We start from the raw sequence: 16,796 nt of genomic DNA, 5'->3' as shown, positions 1-16,796 counted from the left end.
ACCCCTCCCGCAGGGGCCACGGGCCGCCCCCTTACAGGGGTGCTGCCGGGGTTCTCCGACGACCCATGAAGGCCTGAACGGCGCTGTCGACGATGATGTCGCTCGGCCGCAGCGGGCGGGTGAGATACAGACCCTGGAGCGAGGTGAGGCGTGAGAGTGCCACGTAGGTCTGCCCGGGGCTGAACACGCGGGAGCCGAGGTCGACGACCGCCTCGTCGTAGGTCTGGCCCTGCGACTTGTGAATGGTGACCGCCCAGGCCAGCCGCAGCGGGAACTGGGTGAACTCGCCGATCACCTCCTTGGTGAGCTTCTTCGACTCGGGGGCGTAGGAGTAGCGGTGCTTCTCCCAGGCCACCGGGTCGACCTCGTGCACCTCGCCGTCGACCTCCACCCACACCGTCGAGGCGATCTTGGTCACGGTGCCCACGGTGCCGTTCACCCAGCGCTGCTCGGCGTCGTTGCGCAGGAACATCACCTGCGCCCCCACCTTGAGCTCGAGATTGAGGTCGGCGGGATAGGCGCGGCCCCCGAAGTCACCGCTGATCTCGGCCTTCGCACTGAGCACCCGGCCCGGCAGCCGACCGAGCGCCGTCTGGTTGATGCGGTTCACCGAGTCGTTGCGGGTGGCGAGGGTGATGGCCGTGTCGGGAGCGGGGGAGCGTGCGCCCGTGCTGTTCAGCGCGTCGGCGATCTCCTTCGTCACCATGCCGAAGCGCACGGCGTTCAGCATGAACTTGAACTCGTCGTCGTGCTGCCGGTGGATCTCGGTGAGCTCCACGATCTCGAGCTCGGTCTCCTCCCACACCTTGGCGTCGAAGAACCACATCGAGCGGTAGTGGTCGGCGAAGTAGGCGCGCTCCTCACCGTCGCCCGGCACGGGTGCCAGCTGGTAGGGGTCGCCGAAGAGCACCACCTGCACGCCGCCGAACGGCTCGGCCTTGCGGCTGCGGGCCTGACGCAGACTGCGATCCATCGCATCCATCAGATCGGCGTTCACCATCGAGACCTCGTCGATCACCAGGGTGTCGATGGTGTTGAGGAGCTTGCGCACCTCGGCGTTCTGCTCGATCTCGCTGTCGGCGACCACGCCGATGGGCAGCCGGAACAGCGAGTGGATGGTCTGCCCGCCCACATTGAGTGCGGCAACCCCCGTGGGAGCCGAGATGACGAGCTGCTTCTCCGTGTTCCAGGAGAGGTGGTTGAGCAGCGTCGACTTGCCCGTACCGGCCCGCCCGGTCACGAACACGTGCTTGCGGGTGCCCTCGATCAGCTCGAACACGCGCTGCTGCTCGGCGGAGAGGGTGGGGCGTGCCATCCCTCCAATCTACCGCCGCCCGGGGCGGCGACCCGGCTCCCGCCTAAACTGTGCACATGGACAGGGCGGGTGTGCAGCAGAACGAGAGGCTGCACCGATCCATCATCGTCTGGGTGGGACTGCTGCTGCTCACCGTGGCCGCGTTCGTCTCGGCCGTCGGCATCCTGAACCGCGAACTGTTCAGCGCCAGCACCTTCGTGCGCATCTACCTCGACGCCCTCGCCGAGCACGACGTGCCGGCGGTTCTCGCCACCCCCGGGGTCGAACTGGCCAGCGGCGACGAGGCCGGCATCGGCGAGGCGGCGCTCGTCACCCCGGATGCGCTCGGCACCATGAGCCGCATCACCGAGGTGAGCGACACCGAGATCCTGCCCGGCCGGCACCGCATCGTCTACTCCTACACGCTCACGGGCACCGGCGACCAGTCGATCGACGGGCAGACCGAGTTCGACGTGCAGCAGACCGGCACGAGCTGGCTGCTGTTTCCCGAGTGGGAGTTCCTGCGGTCGCCGACGGCGCGGGCCACCGTGACCGTGTCTCACGCCAGCACCTTCACGGCCGGAACCGTGCAGGTCTCGGCCGGCGACCCCGGCGCCTTCCATGCGAGCCGGAGCTATGACGTGCTGGTGCCGAGCCTCACGGTGCTCGGCCACTCCTCGCACTACCTCGGGGCGTACCCCACCTCGCTCGCGGCCACGAGCACCGGCAGCGCCGTGAGCGCGGTGGTCGACGTGCAGCCCACCACCACCTTCCTCGACGACGTGCAGACCACGGTGCACGACTTCCTGCGCGAGTGCGCCACCGAGACGCTGCTCTACCCGCCGGGCTGCCCGTTCGGCCTCGAGGTCGACGACCGCATCGACTCCGAACCGGCCTGGTCGATCGAGGCCTTCCCGGCCCTCACCATCATCGCCGGGCAGGACAGCTGGGTCGTTCCGAACGCGACCGGCACTGCCCGGGTGCAGGTGAGCATCCGCTCGCTCTTCGACGGCACGGTGTCGACCATCGACCGCTCGATCCCCTACGACGTCACGTTCGCGCTGGCCATCGAGGCCGACGGTTCGGTGCAGTTCTCACCCCGCGGCTGACAGCCCGCGACGCGACGACGACCTGAGCGTCAGCGCGCGTCGTCCTTCTCGGCCAGGCGCTCGAGCATCGCGTTGTACTCGCCGAGCTCGGCCTCGTTGGTGCGGTCGGCGTTGCGGTCGCGACGCGTGGTCTCCTTCTTGTCGACCCGGCTCCACTGCACCGCCACCACCAGGGCGAGGATGAACGTCGGTATCTCACCGATGCTCCAGGCCACGCCGCCGCCGTTCTGCTGGTCCTGCAGGGCACTCGGCCCCCAGTCGCGGCCCGTGGCGCCGAACCAGTCGGCGAGCAGCAGCCCGGTACCCTCCATCAGCGCCAGGCCGAAGAAGGCGTGGAACGCCATGGTGGCCAGCAGAAGCAGCAGGCGGAAGGGGTACGGCAGCTTGTAGGGCACCGGGTCGACGCCGATCAGCGCCTGCACGAACAGGTAGCCCACGATCAGGAAGTGCACGATCATCCACTCGTGCCCGATGTGGTCCTCGGTGGCCCAACGGAACAGCGGCGTGTAGTAGAAGGTCACGAGGCTCGTGGCGAAGAGCACCCCGGCCACCACCGGATTGGCGATCACCGTGGCCACCTTGGAGTGCACGGCGAGCAGCACCCACTCGCGCATGCCGCGGCTGCCGTCGCTGCGCTTCTTCACGGCGCGCAGCAGCAGGGTGACGGGGGCGGCGGGCACGAGCAGCAGCGGAACCATCATGCTCAGGGTCATGTGGCCGAACATGTGCACGCTGAACAGGTACTTCTCGTACACGTTCAGGCCGCCGTTGGTCACGTAGAACAGCAGCAGGATGCCCGCGATCCAGAGCACCGTGCGATACCAGGGCCACCGGTCGCCGCGTCGATGCAACCGCACCACGCCGGCCACGTAGAAGTAGACGGCGAAGGCGCACACCAGCACCCAGATGAGGTCGAAGTTCCACTGGGTGAGGAAGTTCGACACCGTGAGCTCCGGCGGCAGCGGCTCGCCCGTGAGGATCTGCGCGGCCGTCGGCGCGGCCGGCGCGGTCTCGGGAACCGGGGTCGCGGTGCGGGCGAGCGCCGCGGCGAACCCGGTGGCGATGCCCATGAAGCCGAGCTCGGCCACCATCAGCCACCAGAAGTGCCGCCGCCGCTCCGTGCTTCCGAGCTTTCCGATCACGAACCGGCGGTGCACGGCACCCACCACGCCGAGCGCCAGCAGCGCTCCGACCTTCACCAGCACGAGAACGCCGTAGGGCGTGAGCAGCCGGTCCAGCGAACCCACGCGCAGTTCGGCGCTCACGTAGCCCGACGCGGCCACCACCACGAAACACACCAGCGCGACGCTGGAATACCGGGCCACCACGTCGACGAGCACCGGAGTGCTGAGCTGTCGGCTGAGCAGCGCGATCACCACGAGCCCGCCGAGCCACGCGGCCGCGAAGATGAGGTGCAGTCCCAGAGCGGTGATGGCGACGTCGTGGCCGTCGGTGCCGGCGGCGTGACCCTGCTGGGCCATCGGCACGAGACAGACGACGGATGCGAGGCCCACGAGCACGAGCGCGGTGTGATTGCGCACCGCGAAACAGAGAACGGTCACCACGGCGCCGAGCAACGTGGTCTGCAACCACGCCTGGCCGAGGGCGATCTGGGTGAGGAACTGCCCGAGCCCCTGGCTGAACGTGTCGTCGAAGCTGAGGGCGCGGGCGGTGACGCTGAGGTAGTTGAAGAACGCCGTCAGCGCGGCGGCCACGGTGAAGAGGGCGGCCGATCCGGCCGCCACGTCGAGCGATCGGTTCCAGGCCGGGCTCGACGGCGGAATGGCGAACAGCACGAGGCCGATGGCGCCGATCATGCCCGCCGCCCCGAGGTTCACGAGCATCGACGAGATGGGGAGGCCGTAGCGCACCACGGTGCCCGGGTCTTCCAGGAGCTGCGGGGCGGCCCCACCGCCCACGGCCAGGGCCACGAGGAGTGCGACGAACGAGGCCGCCACCAGCACGGCGGGGCCGGTCACCCTCACGACTCTCAGCACCCGTCTACTGTACGCGGGCCCGCCTGGGCCTTGGTCGAAAGCGGGGCAACCGGCATCCGGTGCCAGCTGCCGGGCCGTGCGTACCGGGAACGCGAAAAAGGGCGACGACCGAAGTCGTCGCCCTTTCGAGCGGATGGCCGTCACCCGAAAGTGCGGCCCACCGAATGCAAACTACTTGGCAGCAGCCTTCAGCTTCGAGCCCGCCGAGATCTTGACCGAGTGACCGGCCGGGATCTCGATGGTGGCGCCGGTCTGCGGGTTGCGGCCGGTGCGAGCGGCACGCGAGGTGCGCTCGACGGCGAGCCAACCCGGGATGGTGACCTTGGTTCCCGAGGCGACCGAGTCGGCCAGCGTCGAGAAGAGAGCGTCGAGGACCTCGTTGACGGAAGCCTGCGTCTGGCCGGAAGCGGCGGCGACGGCTGCGACGAGCTCGGTCTTGTTGAGTGACTTGTCAGCCATTTAAGGTGTCCTCCTCGGACCTTTTCGCTACCGGAGTAGCAGTTTGCGTAGAACGGTCCCGGCCACCAGGGCCAGTGCGGTTGGTCGGTACGACCGTGGGTAATTTACCAGCTGGACTTCGTAATGCCCGGCAACTCGCCACGGTGAGCCATGTCACGGAAGCGCACACGCGAGATTCCGAACTTGGAGAGGTTACCGCGGGGGCGGCCGTCGACGGCGTCGCGGTTGCGCACGCGGATCGGCGAGGCGTTGCGGGGCAGCTTCTGCAGCCCCAGGCGGGCGGCCTCGCGCTCCTCGTCGGTGGAGGTGGGGCTCACGAGAGCCTTCTTCAGCTCGAGGCGCTTCGCGGCGTACCGCTCCACGATGACCTTGCGCTGTTCGTTGCGGGCGATCTTGCTCTTCTTGGCCATGTGGTTACCGCTCCTCTCGGAAGTCGACGTGCTTGCGGATGACGGGGTCGTACTTCTTGAGCACGAGACGGTCGGGGTCGTTGCGACGGTTCTTCTTGGTCACGTAGGTGTAACCGGTGCCCGCCGTCGAGCGGAGCTTGATGATGGGACGGACGTCCTGCTGCTTAGCCATTAGAGCTTGATCCCCCGAGCCATGACGTCTTTCACGACGGCCTCGATGCCACGGGCATCGATGACCTTGATGCCCTTAGCCGACAGCGTCAGCGTGACGTTGCGACGGAGCGAGGGGACGTAGTACGTCTTCTTCTGCACGTTCGGGTCGAAGCGGCGCTTGGTGCGCCGGTGCGAGTGCGAGATGTTGTGACCGAAGCCGGGAACGGCTCCAGTCACCTGGCACACTGCTGCCATTGTTTCCTCCGTTGGTTACCGTGAAGCGAGTGCTTCACCCAAGATGACTTGTCGGCGAGCCGTGCATCGTTCTCTCGGACTGCGCGCGACCCACAATGGGCGGAGGATTCCACCCAACCTGACTACCTTAGACCACTCCGGCCCCCGGAACAACCTTCGGGTCAGGGGGTGGGCACGCAGGCCGAGCAGAAGCCGAAGATGTCGACGACGTGCTCGGGGCGGCTGAAGCCGTGCAGGGTCGCCGTCTTCTGCGCCCAGGACTCCACCTCGTCGGCCTCGATCTCCACCGTGAGGCCGCAGCTGCGGCAGATCAGGTGGTGGTGGTGCGCCAGGGAGCAGGCGCGGTAGAGCGACTCGCCGTCCGGCGACTGCAGCGAGTCGGCTTCGCCCTCCTGGGCGAGATCGGCCAGGGCGCGGTACACGGTGGCGAGCCCGATGTGCGAGCCGGAGTTCTTCAGCGACGAGTGCAGGCTCTGGGCGCTCACGAAGCCCATCTGCGTGTCGAGCGCACCGCGCACCGCCTCACGTTGCCAGGTGTTCCGCTTCACGACCGCACCGCCTTTCCCACACCCCAGATTAGCCGCGCATCCTGAACTCCGGCGGTGTTCACCACGTTCACGCCGTCACCGCCCGGCCCGAGTGCCCCCGTCGCGCCCTGCCCCACGAGACGGCCCGGCACACCACGTAGATCGCGAACGAGATGGTGGTGACGTACGGGCTGATCGGCACGGATGCGCCGAGCGCGAGCATGATGCCGCCCACGAGCGACAGCACGGCGAACAGGGTGCTCAGCAACGGCACCACCACGGGCGACGACGACAGCCGCAGAGCGGCCGCGGCCGGTGTGACGAGGATGGACAGCACCAGCAGCGATCCCACGATCTGCACCGACACCGCCACGGCCAGACCGAGCAGCAGCATGAACGCGATCGAGAGGCCGCGCACGGGCACCCCGCGGGCCGAGGCCACGTCGGCGTCGACGCTGGCGAAGGTGAGCGGCCGCCAGATGAGCATCAGGCCCACCACCACCACGATCGAGATGGCGATCAGCGAGTTCAGCCTCGGGTCGTCGACGGCCACGATCTGGCCGGTGAGCAGGCCGAACTTGTTCGCCGATCTGCCCGGGTACAACGACAGGCACAGGATGCCCAACCCCAGGCCGAACGGCATCAGCACGGCGATGATGGAGTTGCGGTCACGCGCCCGCGAGCCCAGCAGTCCGATGATCAGCGAGGCCACCAGCGAGCCGATGATGGAACCCTCCACCACACCGATGCCCAGCAACAGCCCCGCCGCGGCCCCCGCGAACGACAGCTCGCTGATGCCGTGCACCGCGAACGCCATGTCGCGCGACATCACGAACACGCCGATCAGCCCGCCCACGACGCCCAGCACGGCACCCGCGATGATCGAGTTGCGCAGCAGCACCACGAGCTCGCCGTAGTTGGCGAAGTTGAAGATCTCGCCCCACAGATCGCCGCTCACGACGACGCTCCCGGCAGTCCGGCCCCGGGGGAGGGATGCGGGTGCTCGTCGTGGTGGGCGAGCTGGTCGTCGGGGTGCCCGTGCGCACCGTCGGGAGTGCCCACCACGATCACGCGACCCTGGGTGCGGATGACGTCGACCTGCGACCCGTAGAGCTCGCTCAGCACCTCGGAGCGCAGCACCTCGTCGGGGGTGCCGATGCGGAAGCCGCCGCCGGCGATGTAGAGCACCCGGTCGACCATGTCGAGGATCGGATTGATGTCGTGGGTCACGAACAGCACCCCGAAGTCGCGTTCGCGCCGCTGCTGGTCGATCAGCTCGCTGACCGCCCGCTGATGGGTGAGGTCGAGCGAGAGCAGCGGCTCGTCGCAGAGCAGCAGGCGCGGGCCGCCGGCGAGGGCCTGGCCGATGCGCACCCGCTGCTGCTCGCCGCCGGAGAGGGTCGAGACCCCGACGCCGGCGTACTCGGTGGCGCCGACGGCCGCGAGCAGCTCGTCGACCTCGCGCCGGCGCCGGGCCGAGGGCAGGGGAACGCCCCAGCGGTGACCCGACAGCCCGAGCCCCACGAGGTCGCGGGCGCGCAGGGGAGTGCCGTCGTCGGCGAGCTTCTGCTGGGGGACGTAGCCGATGCGGCGGTCGCCCCGACGGCCGGGCGAACCCAGGAAGGAGACCGTGCCGGAGGAGAGTCGCTGCTGTCCGAGGATGACCTTCAGCAGGCTCGACTTGCCGGAGCCGTTCGACCCCAGCACGGCGATGAACTCGCCGGCCTGCACGTCGAGGTCGAGGCCCGACCACAGCGTGCGCGGCCCGAAAGAGAGGGCCGCATCACGCAGCGTCAGCACCGGATCGGTCACGTTCACACCCTAACGCGGCCCAGAACCGTCAATTTCCGAGCGCAGCCGAGACCGCGTCGAGGTTGGCGGTCATCCAGCCGATGTAGTCGTCGCCGTCGGGCAGGGTCTCGGTGACGGGCACCACCGGGATGTCGTTCTTCTTCGCCGCGTCGAGCACCGCCTCGGTCTGCGGGCCCTCGGTCTGCTCGTTGTACACCAGAACCTTCACCGACTTGTCGTCGAACAGCGCCAGAGTGTCCTGCAGCACCGTGGGCGGCACGTCGGTGTCCTCCTCGATCGCCTCGCTGAACTCGTCCGGGGTGAGGTTCTTCAGGCCCGCGGCGTCGAGCAGGTAGAGCGGCACGGGTTCGGTGATGGCCACACCCGCTCCGGCGTGGGCCGAGGAGATGGCCGCCTCCGAGCTCTCGAGGTCGGACAGCTTGGCCTTGAAGCTCTCGCCGTTCTTCTCGAACACGGATGCGTCGCCCGCGTCGAGCGCGGACAGCTCGGTCACGAGCTGGTCGACCAGTTTGCTCACCGTGGGGAAGTCGTACCAGAGGTGCTCGTTGAACTCGCCCTCGGCCGGCTCCTGGTCGTACCCGGAGATCTCGGCCACGTTGAGCACGGCGGCATCCGGGTTGTCGGCTGCGGAGAGCATGGTGTCGATGAAGTCGTCGTAGCCGCCGCCGTTCTCGATCACGATCTGGGCCTTCGAGAGCGAGAGCTGGTTCTGCCCGTCGGCCTGGTACTCGTGCGGGTCTTTGTCGGGGTCGTCGATGATCGACGTGATGGTGGCCGCGTCACCCGCGACGGCCTCGGCGATGCTGCCGTACACGTTCGTGGAGGCGACGATGCTGATGCCGTCGGATGCGGCCGAGCTGGAACCGGCCGAGTCGGCGGCCGTGCTGCCTGAGGAGCAACCGGCCAGACCGAGGGCGAGCACGACGCCGGAGGCGAGGACAGGGGCGAGCTGCAGTTTTCTCTTCACGCCCCGAGTCTATTGATAATGATTTTCAATACCAAATCAGTCCAGGAGAAGCGCAGGCTCCTCGAGGATCGAGGCGACGTCGGCCACGAACCGGCTCGCCACGTCGCCGTCGACCACCCGATGGTCGAAGCTCGCGCCGACGGTGGTGACGTAGCGCGGCCGCACCTCGCCGTCGACCACCCAGGGGCGCTGCTTGATGGTGCCGAGGGCGACGATGGCGACCTCGCCCGGGTTGAGGATCGGGGTGCCCGTGTCCATCCCGAACACACCGATGTTGGTGATGGTGATGGTGCCGTCGGCCATGTCGGCGGGTGAGGTGCGGCCCTCGCGGGCCGTGATGGTGAGCTGCTCGAGCGATTCGGCGAGCCGGCGCATCGACATGTCGTGGGCGTCTTTCACGTTCGGCACGAGGAGGCCGCGCGGAGTGGCCGCGGCGATGCCGAGGTTCACGTAGTTGCGCACGATGATCTCCTTCTCGGTGAAGGCCGAGTTGACCATGGGGTTGCGCTGAACGGCCCAGATGATGGCCTTCGCCATGATGAGCAGCGGGGAGATCTTCACGCCCACGAAGTCGGGGGACGCCTTCAGCCGCTTCACGTAGTCCATCGTGCGGGTGGCGTCGACGTCGACGAACAGGCTCACGTGCGGTGCCGTGAACGCACTCGCCACCATCGCCTTGGCGATCTGCTTGCGCATGCCCTTCACCGGGATGCGCTCCTCGCGATCGGGGGCCCACTGCGGGGTCTCGATGTTGTGGAACACCTTCGCCTGGTCGGCGTGCCGGATGACGTCCTCGCGCGTGACGTCGCCGATCAGACCGGTGGGGGTGACCTCGTTGAGATCGACGCCCAGGTCTTTGGCGAGCTTGCGGATGGGCGGCTTCGCGATCACCGGCAGACCGGGGATGGGCTGCTGCGCGCGGGCGGGCCGGGTGGCCGGGGTCTTCGCATCCGGGCTCTCCCCGATGGCGGGGATGGCCTGGGTGCTGCGCCGGGAGCCGCGGCGGCTCGCCACGCTGCCCTTGATGCCGTAGCCCACGAGCACCGAGCCCGGCTTCTCCTCGGTGGCGGTCTTCTGCGCCGTGGCCACGAGCGACTCGGTCTCGCTCAGGTCGGCGGCGGGCACCACGGGGATGGGTGCCGCGACCGGGGTCGTGGGAGCCGGAGCGCCGGCGGCGGGCGCACCTGTGCCGGACACCTGGCCGCTGGACACCGAGATGATCGGGGTGCCCACCTCGACGGTGTCGCCCTCCGCCACGAGGATGCCCTCGACCGTTCCCGCGAAGGGCGACGGCAGCTCGACGAGCGACTTGGCGGTCTCGATCTCGACGATGACCTGGTTCACCTGGATGGTGTCGCCGGGAGCGACCTTCCACGAGACGATCTCCGCCTCGGTCAGGCCCTCGCCGACGTCGGGGAGGTTGAAGTGCGACGACATGGATTCTCCTGTGGTGCCTGGCGCGGGGCCTAGTAGGCCATCACGCGGTCGACGGCTTCCAGGACGCGGTCGGCGTCGGGCAGGAAGACGGTCTCGAGCTTGGCGGGGGGGAAGGGGACGTCGAAGCCCGACACCCGGAGCACCGGGGCCTGCAACGAGTAGAAGGTGCGCTCGGCCACCGTGGCCGCGATCTCGGAGCCGACGCTGACGAAGCCGGAGGCCTCCTGCGCCACCACGAGCCGGCCCGTCTTGGTGACGGAGTCGACGATGGGGCCGTAGTCGACGGGGCTGAGCGACCGCAGGTCGATCACCTCCACGCTCACCCCCTCGCCCTGGGCGAGTTCGGCGGCGGCCATCAGCACGCTCACCATGGCGCCGTGGCCGAGCAGCGTCACGTCGGTTCCGGTGCGCACCACGCGACTGGCGTGCAGGGGCGCCGCGCTGCCGGTGAAGTCCACCGGGCCCTTCGGCCAGTAACGGCTCTTGGGCTCGAAGAACATCACGGGGTCGTTCGAGCGGATGGCCTCCTGGATCATCCAGTAGGCGTCGTTCGGAGTCGACGGGCTCACCACGCGCAGTCCCGCCGTGTGCGCGAAGTACGCCTCCGGGCTCTCCTGGTGGTGTTCGATGGCCCCGATGTGTCCGCCGTAGGGCACCCGGATGACCACGGGCATCGAGAGGGCACCGCCGCTGCGGTTCGTGAGCTTCGCGAGCTGGCTGGTGATCTGGTCGAAGCCGGGGTAGATGAAGCCGTCGAACTGGATCTCGCAGACCGGCCGGTAGCCGCGCATCGCGAGGCCGATGGCCGTGCCGATGATGCCCGATTCCGCCAGCGGCGTGTCGACCACGCGCGTGGCGCCGAACTCGGCCTGCAGCCCCTCGGTGATGCGGAAGACGCCGCCGAGGCGGCCGATGTCCTCGCCCATCAGCAGCACCTTGGGGTCGTCGGCGAGCGCCTGGCGGAGTCCGAGGTTCAGGGCTCTGGCCATCGGCAGTTCCTCGACGCGAGCGTCGAGATCGGCCGGTGCGGCCGGGTTCACGGTGGTCATGCCTGCTCCTCCTGCCCGGCGCCGGTCTCGGCGAACGACGCCTCGTACCTCTCGAGCCAGAGCTTCTGCTCGGTGATCGCGGGATGCGGTTCGGAATACACGTGGTCGAACATCTCGCCGAGCGGCGGCCCTTCGAGCACGAGGGTGCGGCGGCGCACGTCGGCGGCGAAGTCCTCGGCCTCGACGCGGGTCTGCTCGAAGAAGTCGTCGCCCTCCCCGAGGCTGCGCAGATGCTTCTCGAACCGCACGATCGGGTCGCGCTTCACCCAGAACTCCCGCTCCGCGTCTTCGCGGTACTTGCTGGGGTCGTCGGAGGTGGTGTGGGCGCCGATGCGGTACGTGAGCGCCTCGATGAACTGCGGGCCACCCCCGGCCCGGGCGTCGTCGAGCGCCTTCGCGGTCACGGCGTAGCTGGCGAGCACGTCGTTGCCGTCGATCTGCACGCTCGGGATGCCGAAGCCGCGCGAGCGCAGGTACAGCGGCACGCGCGACTGCACGCTCACCGGCACCGAGATGGCCCACTGGTTGTTCTGCAGGAAGAAGACGTTCGGGGTCTGGCTCGACGCCGAGAACACGAAGGCCTCGCTCACGTCTCCCTGCGACGTCGAGCCGTCGCCGAAGTAGCAGAGCACGGCACTGTCGACCGACGGGTCGCCGGTGCCCACCAGACCGTCGCGCTGCAGGCCCATGGCGTAGCCGGTGGCGTGCAGGGAGTGCGAACCGATCACCAGGCAGTACCCGTGGAAGTTGCCGTTCGTGGGGTCGGTGACATCCCAGCCGCCGTGCGTGTTGCCGCGCATCAGCTCCACGATGCCCACCAGATCGACCCCGCGCACGAGGGCGACGGCGTGCTCGCGGTAGCTCGGGAAGATGTGGTCGTGCGGCCTGGCGGCGTACGCCGAACCCACCTGGGCGCCCTCCTGGCCGTGGCTCGGCGGCCAGAGCGCCATCTGGCCCTGGCGCTGCAGGTTGGTGGCCTCGGCATCGAAGCGGCGCACCGTCACCATGCTGCGGTAGAAGCGCCGCAGGTCATCGCTCGTGAGCCGGTCGAGGTACGGGGCGTACTCCTCGGCCGACTCCGTGGGGGCGTAGGCGCCCTCGACCGAGAGGAACTGCACGGCCGAGGGGTCGATGGAGCCGGTCATCCGAGCATTCTCGCAATCTCTTCGGAGGCGTCGAGGACATCCTGCACGGATTCCTCCTCGCCGATGGTCACTCGCACGCCGTCGGGCAGGTAGCCGCGGGCGATGATGCCGTGCCGCTGGAAGATCTCGAGCGCCTCGGGGGTGCGCTCGCCCACCGGCAGCCAGACGAAGTTGCCGTGCGGCTTCGGGATGCCCGTCCAGCCCTGCTCCAGGAGCGATTCGTAGAGGGCGTCGCGCCGGGCGGCGAGATGCGCCACCCGCTTCCGCAGCTCGTCGCTGCGGTCGAGCGAGGCGAGGGCGGCCACCTGGGCGTGGTCGGTGAGGCTGAGCGGCACGATGGTGGTGCGCGCGGGCGCGAGCACGGCGGCCGGCCCGACGCCGTACCCGATGCGCAGCCCGGCCAGGCCGTAGGCCTTGGAGAACGTGCGCAGGACGACGAGGTTGGGGTAGCGCCCCACCAGCTCACGGCCGTTCACCGCCGACGGGTCGGTGACGAACTCGGCATAGGCCTCGTCGAGGATGACGAGCACGTCGCTCGGCACCGTCGCCATGAAGGCGGCGAACTCCTCCTTCGTCACGATGGTGGAGGTGGGGTTGTTCGGCGTGCAGACGAGCACGAGTCTGGTGCGATCGGTGATCGCCGCGGCCATGGCGTCGAGGTCGTGGCGGTGGTCTGCCGTGGCCGGCACGGGAACGGCCGTGGCGCCCGGCAGCACCGTCATCCACGGGTACACCTCGAACGAGCGCCAGGAGAAGACCACCTCGTCGCCGTGACCGGCGGCGGCCATCGTGAACTGCATCAGCAGGGCCACCGACCCGGCGGCGACGATCACCTCGTCCTCCGCCACGCCCCACTCGTCGGCGAGGCGCGCGGTGATCTCCGGCGCCGCCGCGTTCGGGTAGCGGTGCATCCGGCGCGTGACGGCGTCGACCGCGTCGAGCACGCCGGGCAGGGGGTCGAACGGATTCTCGTTCGAGGAGAGCTTGAACCCGGTGGGCGCCGCCTTGCCCTGGCGATAGGCCGGCAGCGCGAGGATCTCCGGACGCATGCGCACGGGCACGGCAGGGGTGATCTCGGGGCCGGAGGTCATCCGTCCAGTGTAGTTCTCGGCCGCATCACGACTCGGGAATATGCTCCGCGCGATACTCGTGCTTCAGAACGGCGTACACGAGGGTGTCGGTCCACTCGCCCTTGAAGTACTCGTCCTCGAGGTGATGAGCCTCCCGGCGCAGGCCCAGACGCTCCAGCAGAGCAGCGGATGCACCGTTCCGGGCGTCGAGCCGGGCGATCACGCGGTGCAGTCCGAAGTCGGTGAAGGCCAGGTCGAGCACGGCCCGCGCGGCCTCGGTGGCGTATCCCCGACCCTCCGCGTCACGGGCGATCGCGTAGCCGAGCTCGCCCCGCGCATCCGGTTCGCTGTCGAACTTCAGCAGCACCTCGCCGATCACCCGGCCGCCCTCGGCGAGACCTGAGTCGTCGCGCAGCTGGATGGCGAGCACCAGCCACTGACCGGGCTCGGTGACACTGGTCTGCCGGGTGCGCGAGTCGAGGGCCGTGACCGTCTGCTCGCGTGTGCGCACGGGCCAGGGGATGTAGCGCACCACCTCCGGGTCGCAGTGGTAGCGCAGCAGGTCGTCGAGGTCGCTCTGCCGGTGCGGACGGAGGGCCAGACGCTCGGTCAGAACCGGGTACTCCGGCAGCCAGGGCAGGTTCACCATGACTCGACTCTGCACCCCTCCGGCCCTATCCGCGAAACCGGGAGGTCTGGGATAGTGGGGGTCATGCGCAGATTCCTGGTCTCCCTGATCGCGAACGCGATCGCCCTGTGGCTCACCACCCTGATCGTGGCGGGGGTGAAGGTCGATGCGTTCGGCAACGACGACGGTGCCGTCTCCACGGTGCTCACCTACCTGTTCGTCGCCCTCATCTTCGGTGTGGTGAACGGCATCATCGGCAGCGTCATCCGGGTCGTGGCCTTCCCGCTCTACATCCTCACGCTCGGACTCATCTCGCTCATCGTGAACGCGCTCCTGCTGCTCCTGGCGGAGTGGGTCTCGCAGCTGTTCGGCTTCGGGCTCGTGGTGGAGAGCTTCTGGTGGGCGGTGCTGGGAGCGCTGGTGCTCGCCATCCTCTCGGCCATCATCGGCGCGATCCTCCGGCCCCTCGCGGGCCGCCGCGACCGCTGATGCGAGAATAGGGTCATGCGCGACTCCGACGATCCTGAGGATCAGGCGTTCCGCATCTGCGTGGTGTGCACCGGCAACATCTGCCGGTCACCCATGGCCGAGATCGTGCTGCGCGACCTGGTTGAGAAGTCGGGGCTCGGCGAGCGCGTGATCGTCACCTCGGCGGGCACGGGGGAGTGGCACGTCGGCGAACAGGCCGACCCGCGCACCGTCGCCTCGCTCGCGGCAAAAGGCTACGACGGCCGCGCCCACCGCGCCCGGCAGTTCGACGCCGAGTGGTTCGACTCCCTCGACCTCGTGGTGGCGCTGGACCGCAGTCACGAACGGGTGCTGCGCTCGTGGGCCCGCAACGACGACGACCGGCAGAAGGTGCGCCTGCTGCTCGGCTTCGACTCCGACTACGCCGGTCACTCCGACGTTCCCGACCCCTACTACTCCGACGCCGCCACCTTCGATTCGGTGCTGGCCATGATCGAGCACGCCTCGCGCGCGCTGTTCCGCCAGCTGGAACCCGCCTTCCGGCCGCCCGCCCCCGCCCAGCCCGTCGTCCCCTGACGCCTCCTACTCCCGAAGAAAGCCCCGGTTCTGCCATGCCCTCCCTGCCTCCCCAGCCGATCAGCCCCCTCGACGGCCGCTACCGCCCCGCGGTCACCGCGCTCGGAGAGCACCTCTCCGAGGCCGGCCTCAACCGCGCCCGGGTGCGCGTGGAGATCGACTGGCTGCTGCACCTCACCGACCACTCGATGTTCGGCTCCACCCCGCTCGGGCCCGAGCTCGCCCGGAAGCTCCGCGACGTCGTCGCCCAGTTCGGCCAGCCCGACATCGATCGCATCGCCGAGCTCGAGGCCACCACCCGGCACGACGTGAAGGCCGTGGAGTACTACGTGCGCGAGAAGCTCGCCGAGCTCGAGCTCTCCGACGTCGCCGAGCTCACGCACTTCGGCTGCACCAGCGAGGACATCAACAACCTCTCCTACGCCCTCACCATCCGCTCGGCCGTCACCGAGGTGTGGCTGCCGGCCTTCACCCGCGTGATCGAGGAGCTGCGCCGCCAGGCGGTGCTCTACCGCGACGAACCGATGCTCGCCCACACCCACGGCCAGCCGGCCACGCCCACCACCATGGGCAAGGAGCTGGCCGTCACCGTGCACCGGCTCGAGCGGGTGAAGGCGCAGATCGAGGGCACCGAGTACCTCGGCAAGTTCAGTGGCGCCACCGGCACGTTCGCGGCCGACCTGGTGGCCGATCCCGGCACCGACTGGCAGGCCGTGGCCGCGGAGTTCGTGGGCTCGCTGGGCCTGGAGTTCAACCCCCTCACCACCCAGATCGAGTCGCACGACTGGCAGGCCGAGCTCTACTCGCGCATCAGCCACGCGAACCGCATCCTGCACAACTTCTGCACGGATGTCTGGACCTACATCTCCATCGGCTACTTCACCCAGATCCCGGTGGCCGGTGCCACCGGTTCCTCGACCATGCCGCACAAGGTGAACCCCATCCGGTTCGAGAACGCGGAGGCCAACCTCGAGCTGTCCAGCGCGCTGCTCGACTCGCTCGCGGCGACCCTGGTGACCTCGCGGCTGCAGCGCGACCTCACCGACTCGAGCGCCCAGCGCAACATCGGGGTGGCGCTCGGCCACTCGGTGCTCGCCCTGGACAACATCCTCGGCGGGCTCGGTCAGATCGCGCTCAGCAGCGACGCGCTGGCCCGAGACCTCGACGCCAACTGGGAGGTGCTCGGCGAGGCGATCCAGACCGTGGTGCGGGCCGAGATCACGGCCGGGCGCTCGCAGATCAGCGACCCGTACGCGCTGCTGAAGGAGCTCACCCGCGGCCGCCGCATCGGCCAGGCCGAATTAATCGAGTTCGTGCGCGGCCTCGACATCGGCGAGGCCGCCAAGGAGCGGCTGATCGCGCTCACGCCCGCCGGGTACACGGGCCTGGCGTCACGGCTGGTCGACCACATCGTCACCCCGGCCGAGTAGGCCCGGCCAC

Annotated in this window: 19 protein-coding genes; 4 read left to right on the top strand and 15 right to left on the bottom strand. The window is 69.0% G+C overall.

Features of this window, described 5'->3' with window-relative positions:
• Nucleotides 1-31 precede the first annotated feature (31 nt).
• Nucleotides 32-1,315 carry an ATP-dependent DNA helicase gene (locus tag ACEXOR_RS15910; RefSeq protein ID WP_374850702.1) on the bottom strand — a complete coding sequence of 428 codons (1,284 nt, stop codon included), beginning with the start codon at nt 1,313-1,315 and terminating at the stop codon, nt 32-34.
• A gap of 56 nt (nt 1,316-1,371) precedes the next feature.
• Between ACEXOR_RS15910 and ACEXOR_RS15905 the strand changes: the two genes are divergently transcribed.
• Nucleotides 1,372-2,403 (top strand): hypothetical protein, encoded by a 1,032-nt coding sequence (locus ACEXOR_RS15905; RefSeq protein WP_374850701.1) that lies wholly within the window; start codon nt 1,372-1,374, stop codon nt 2,401-2,403.
• 29 nt (nt 2,404-2,432) lie between these two features.
• Here the strand turns inward: ACEXOR_RS15905 and ACEXOR_RS15900 are convergent, their stop codons facing one another.
• The 14 genes from ACEXOR_RS15900 to ACEXOR_RS15835 form a co-directional block, all read right to left on the bottom strand.
• Nucleotides 2,433-4,382 (bottom strand): bifunctional copper resistance protein CopD/cytochrome c oxidase assembly protein, encoded by a 1,950-nt coding sequence (locus tag ACEXOR_RS15900; RefSeq protein ID WP_374850700.1) that lies wholly within the window; start codon nt 4,380-4,382, stop codon nt 2,433-2,435.
• A 189-nt stretch (nt 4,383-4,571) separates the two neighbouring features.
• Entirely contained in the window at nt 4,572-4,859 is a 288-nt protein-coding gene (locus ACEXOR_RS15895; RefSeq protein WP_022897485.1) for an HU family DNA-binding protein, read from the bottom strand.
• Between the two features lie 104 nt (nt 4,860-4,963).
• Nucleotides 4,964-5,269, bottom strand: coding sequence for a 30S ribosomal protein S14 (gene rpsN, locus ACEXOR_RS15890; protein ID WP_066039862.1), 306 nt, complete (start codon nt 5,267-5,269; stop codon nt 4,964-4,966).
• Between the two features lie 4 nt (nt 5,270-5,273).
• Complete coding sequence (gene rpmG / locus ACEXOR_RS15885) at nt 5,274-5,441, bottom strand: 50S ribosomal protein L33 (protein ID WP_022897487.1); 168 nt, start codon at nt 5,439-5,441, stop codon at nt 5,274-5,276.
• Nucleotides 5,441-5,677, bottom strand: a complete 237-nt coding sequence (gene rpmB, locus ACEXOR_RS15880) for a 50S ribosomal protein L28 (protein WP_374850699.1) — start codon at nt 5,675-5,677, stop codon at nt 5,441-5,443. Before rpmB ends, rpmG begins: the two co-directional genes overlap by 1 nt.
• Nucleotides 5,678-5,838: 161 nt before the next feature.
• Nucleotides 5,839-6,225, bottom strand: a complete 387-nt coding sequence (locus ACEXOR_RS15875; protein WP_374850698.1) for a Fur family transcriptional regulator — start codon at nt 6,223-6,225, stop codon at nt 5,839-5,841.
• Between the two features lie 67 nt (nt 6,226-6,292).
• Nucleotides 6,293-7,162, bottom strand: a complete 870-nt coding sequence (locus tag ACEXOR_RS15870; protein ID WP_374850697.1) for a metal ABC transporter permease — start codon at nt 7,160-7,162, stop codon at nt 6,293-6,295.
• The gene (locus ACEXOR_RS15865) at nt 7,159-8,016 is read right to left on the bottom strand and encodes a metal ABC transporter ATP-binding protein (RefSeq protein ID WP_374850696.1); all 858 of its coding nucleotides are present in this window, start codon (nt 8,014-8,016) and stop codon (nt 7,159-7,161) included. Before ACEXOR_RS15865 ends, ACEXOR_RS15870 begins: the two co-directional genes overlap by 4 nt.
• A 28-nt stretch (nt 8,017-8,044) precedes the next feature.
• Nucleotides 8,045-8,983: a metal ABC transporter solute-binding protein, Zn/Mn family gene (locus ACEXOR_RS15860; RefSeq protein ID WP_374850694.1), complete on the bottom strand. Its 939-nt coding sequence runs from the start codon at nt 8,981-8,983 to the stop codon at nt 8,045-8,047.
• A 36-nt stretch (nt 8,984-9,019) separates the two neighbouring features.
• The gene (locus tag ACEXOR_RS15855; RefSeq protein ID WP_374850693.1) at nt 9,020-10,420 is read right to left on the bottom strand and encodes a dihydrolipoamide acetyltransferase family protein; all 1,401 of its coding nucleotides are present in this window, start codon (nt 10,418-10,420) and stop codon (nt 9,020-9,022) included.
• Between the two features lie 29 nt (nt 10,421-10,449).
• Nucleotides 10,450-11,469 carry an alpha-ketoacid dehydrogenase subunit beta gene (locus ACEXOR_RS15850; RefSeq protein WP_374850691.1) on the bottom strand — a complete coding sequence of 340 codons (1,020 nt, stop codon included), beginning with the start codon at nt 11,467-11,469 and terminating at the stop codon, nt 10,450-10,452.
• Nucleotides 11,466-12,614, bottom strand: coding sequence for a thiamine pyrophosphate-dependent dehydrogenase E1 component subunit alpha (locus ACEXOR_RS15845; protein ID WP_374850690.1), 1,149 nt, complete (start codon nt 12,612-12,614; stop codon nt 11,466-11,468). Before ACEXOR_RS15845 ends, ACEXOR_RS15850 begins: the two co-directional genes overlap by 4 nt.
• Nucleotides 12,611-13,705 carry a histidinol-phosphate transaminase gene (locus ACEXOR_RS15840; protein WP_374850689.1) on the bottom strand — a complete coding sequence of 365 codons (1,095 nt, stop codon included), beginning with the start codon at nt 13,703-13,705 and terminating at the stop codon, nt 12,611-12,613. Before ACEXOR_RS15840 ends, ACEXOR_RS15845 begins: the two co-directional genes overlap by 4 nt.
• 25 nt (nt 13,706-13,730) lie before the next feature.
• Complete coding sequence (locus ACEXOR_RS15835) at nt 13,731-14,333, bottom strand: GNAT family N-acetyltransferase (protein WP_374850688.1); 603 nt, start codon at nt 14,331-14,333, stop codon at nt 13,731-13,733.
• A 63-nt stretch (nt 14,334-14,396) separates the two neighbouring features.
• Between ACEXOR_RS15835 and ACEXOR_RS15830 the strand changes: the two genes are divergently transcribed.
• Genes ACEXOR_RS15830 through purB form a run of 3 tightly spaced genes read left to right on the top strand, consistent with a single transcriptional unit; the run spans nt 14,397 to nt 16,786 of the window.
• Entirely contained in the window at nt 14,397-14,801 is a 405-nt protein-coding gene (locus ACEXOR_RS15830; protein WP_374850687.1) for a phage holin family protein, read from the top strand.
• A 15-nt stretch (nt 14,802-14,816) separates the two neighbouring features.
• Complete coding sequence (locus tag ACEXOR_RS15825) at nt 14,817-15,356, top strand: low molecular weight protein-tyrosine-phosphatase (protein WP_374850685.1); 540 nt, start codon at nt 14,817-14,819, stop codon at nt 15,354-15,356.
• Nucleotides 15,357-15,391: 35 nt separating this feature from the next.
• Entirely contained in the window at nt 15,392-16,786 is a 1,395-nt protein-coding gene (gene purB, locus ACEXOR_RS15820; RefSeq protein WP_374850683.1) for an adenylosuccinate lyase, read from the top strand.
• The last annotated feature ends 10 nt before the right edge of the window (nt 16,787-16,796 follow it).

It is taken from the genome of Herbiconiux liangxiaofengii (assembly GCF_041927335.1).
In the GTDB taxonomy this organism is placed as follows: Bacteria; Actinomycetota; Actinomycetes; order Actinomycetales; family Microbacteriaceae; genus Herbiconiux; species Herbiconiux liangxiaofengii.
Note: the sequence above shows the minus strand (reverse complement) of the source record. Positions and strands in the feature narration are given on the sequence as shown.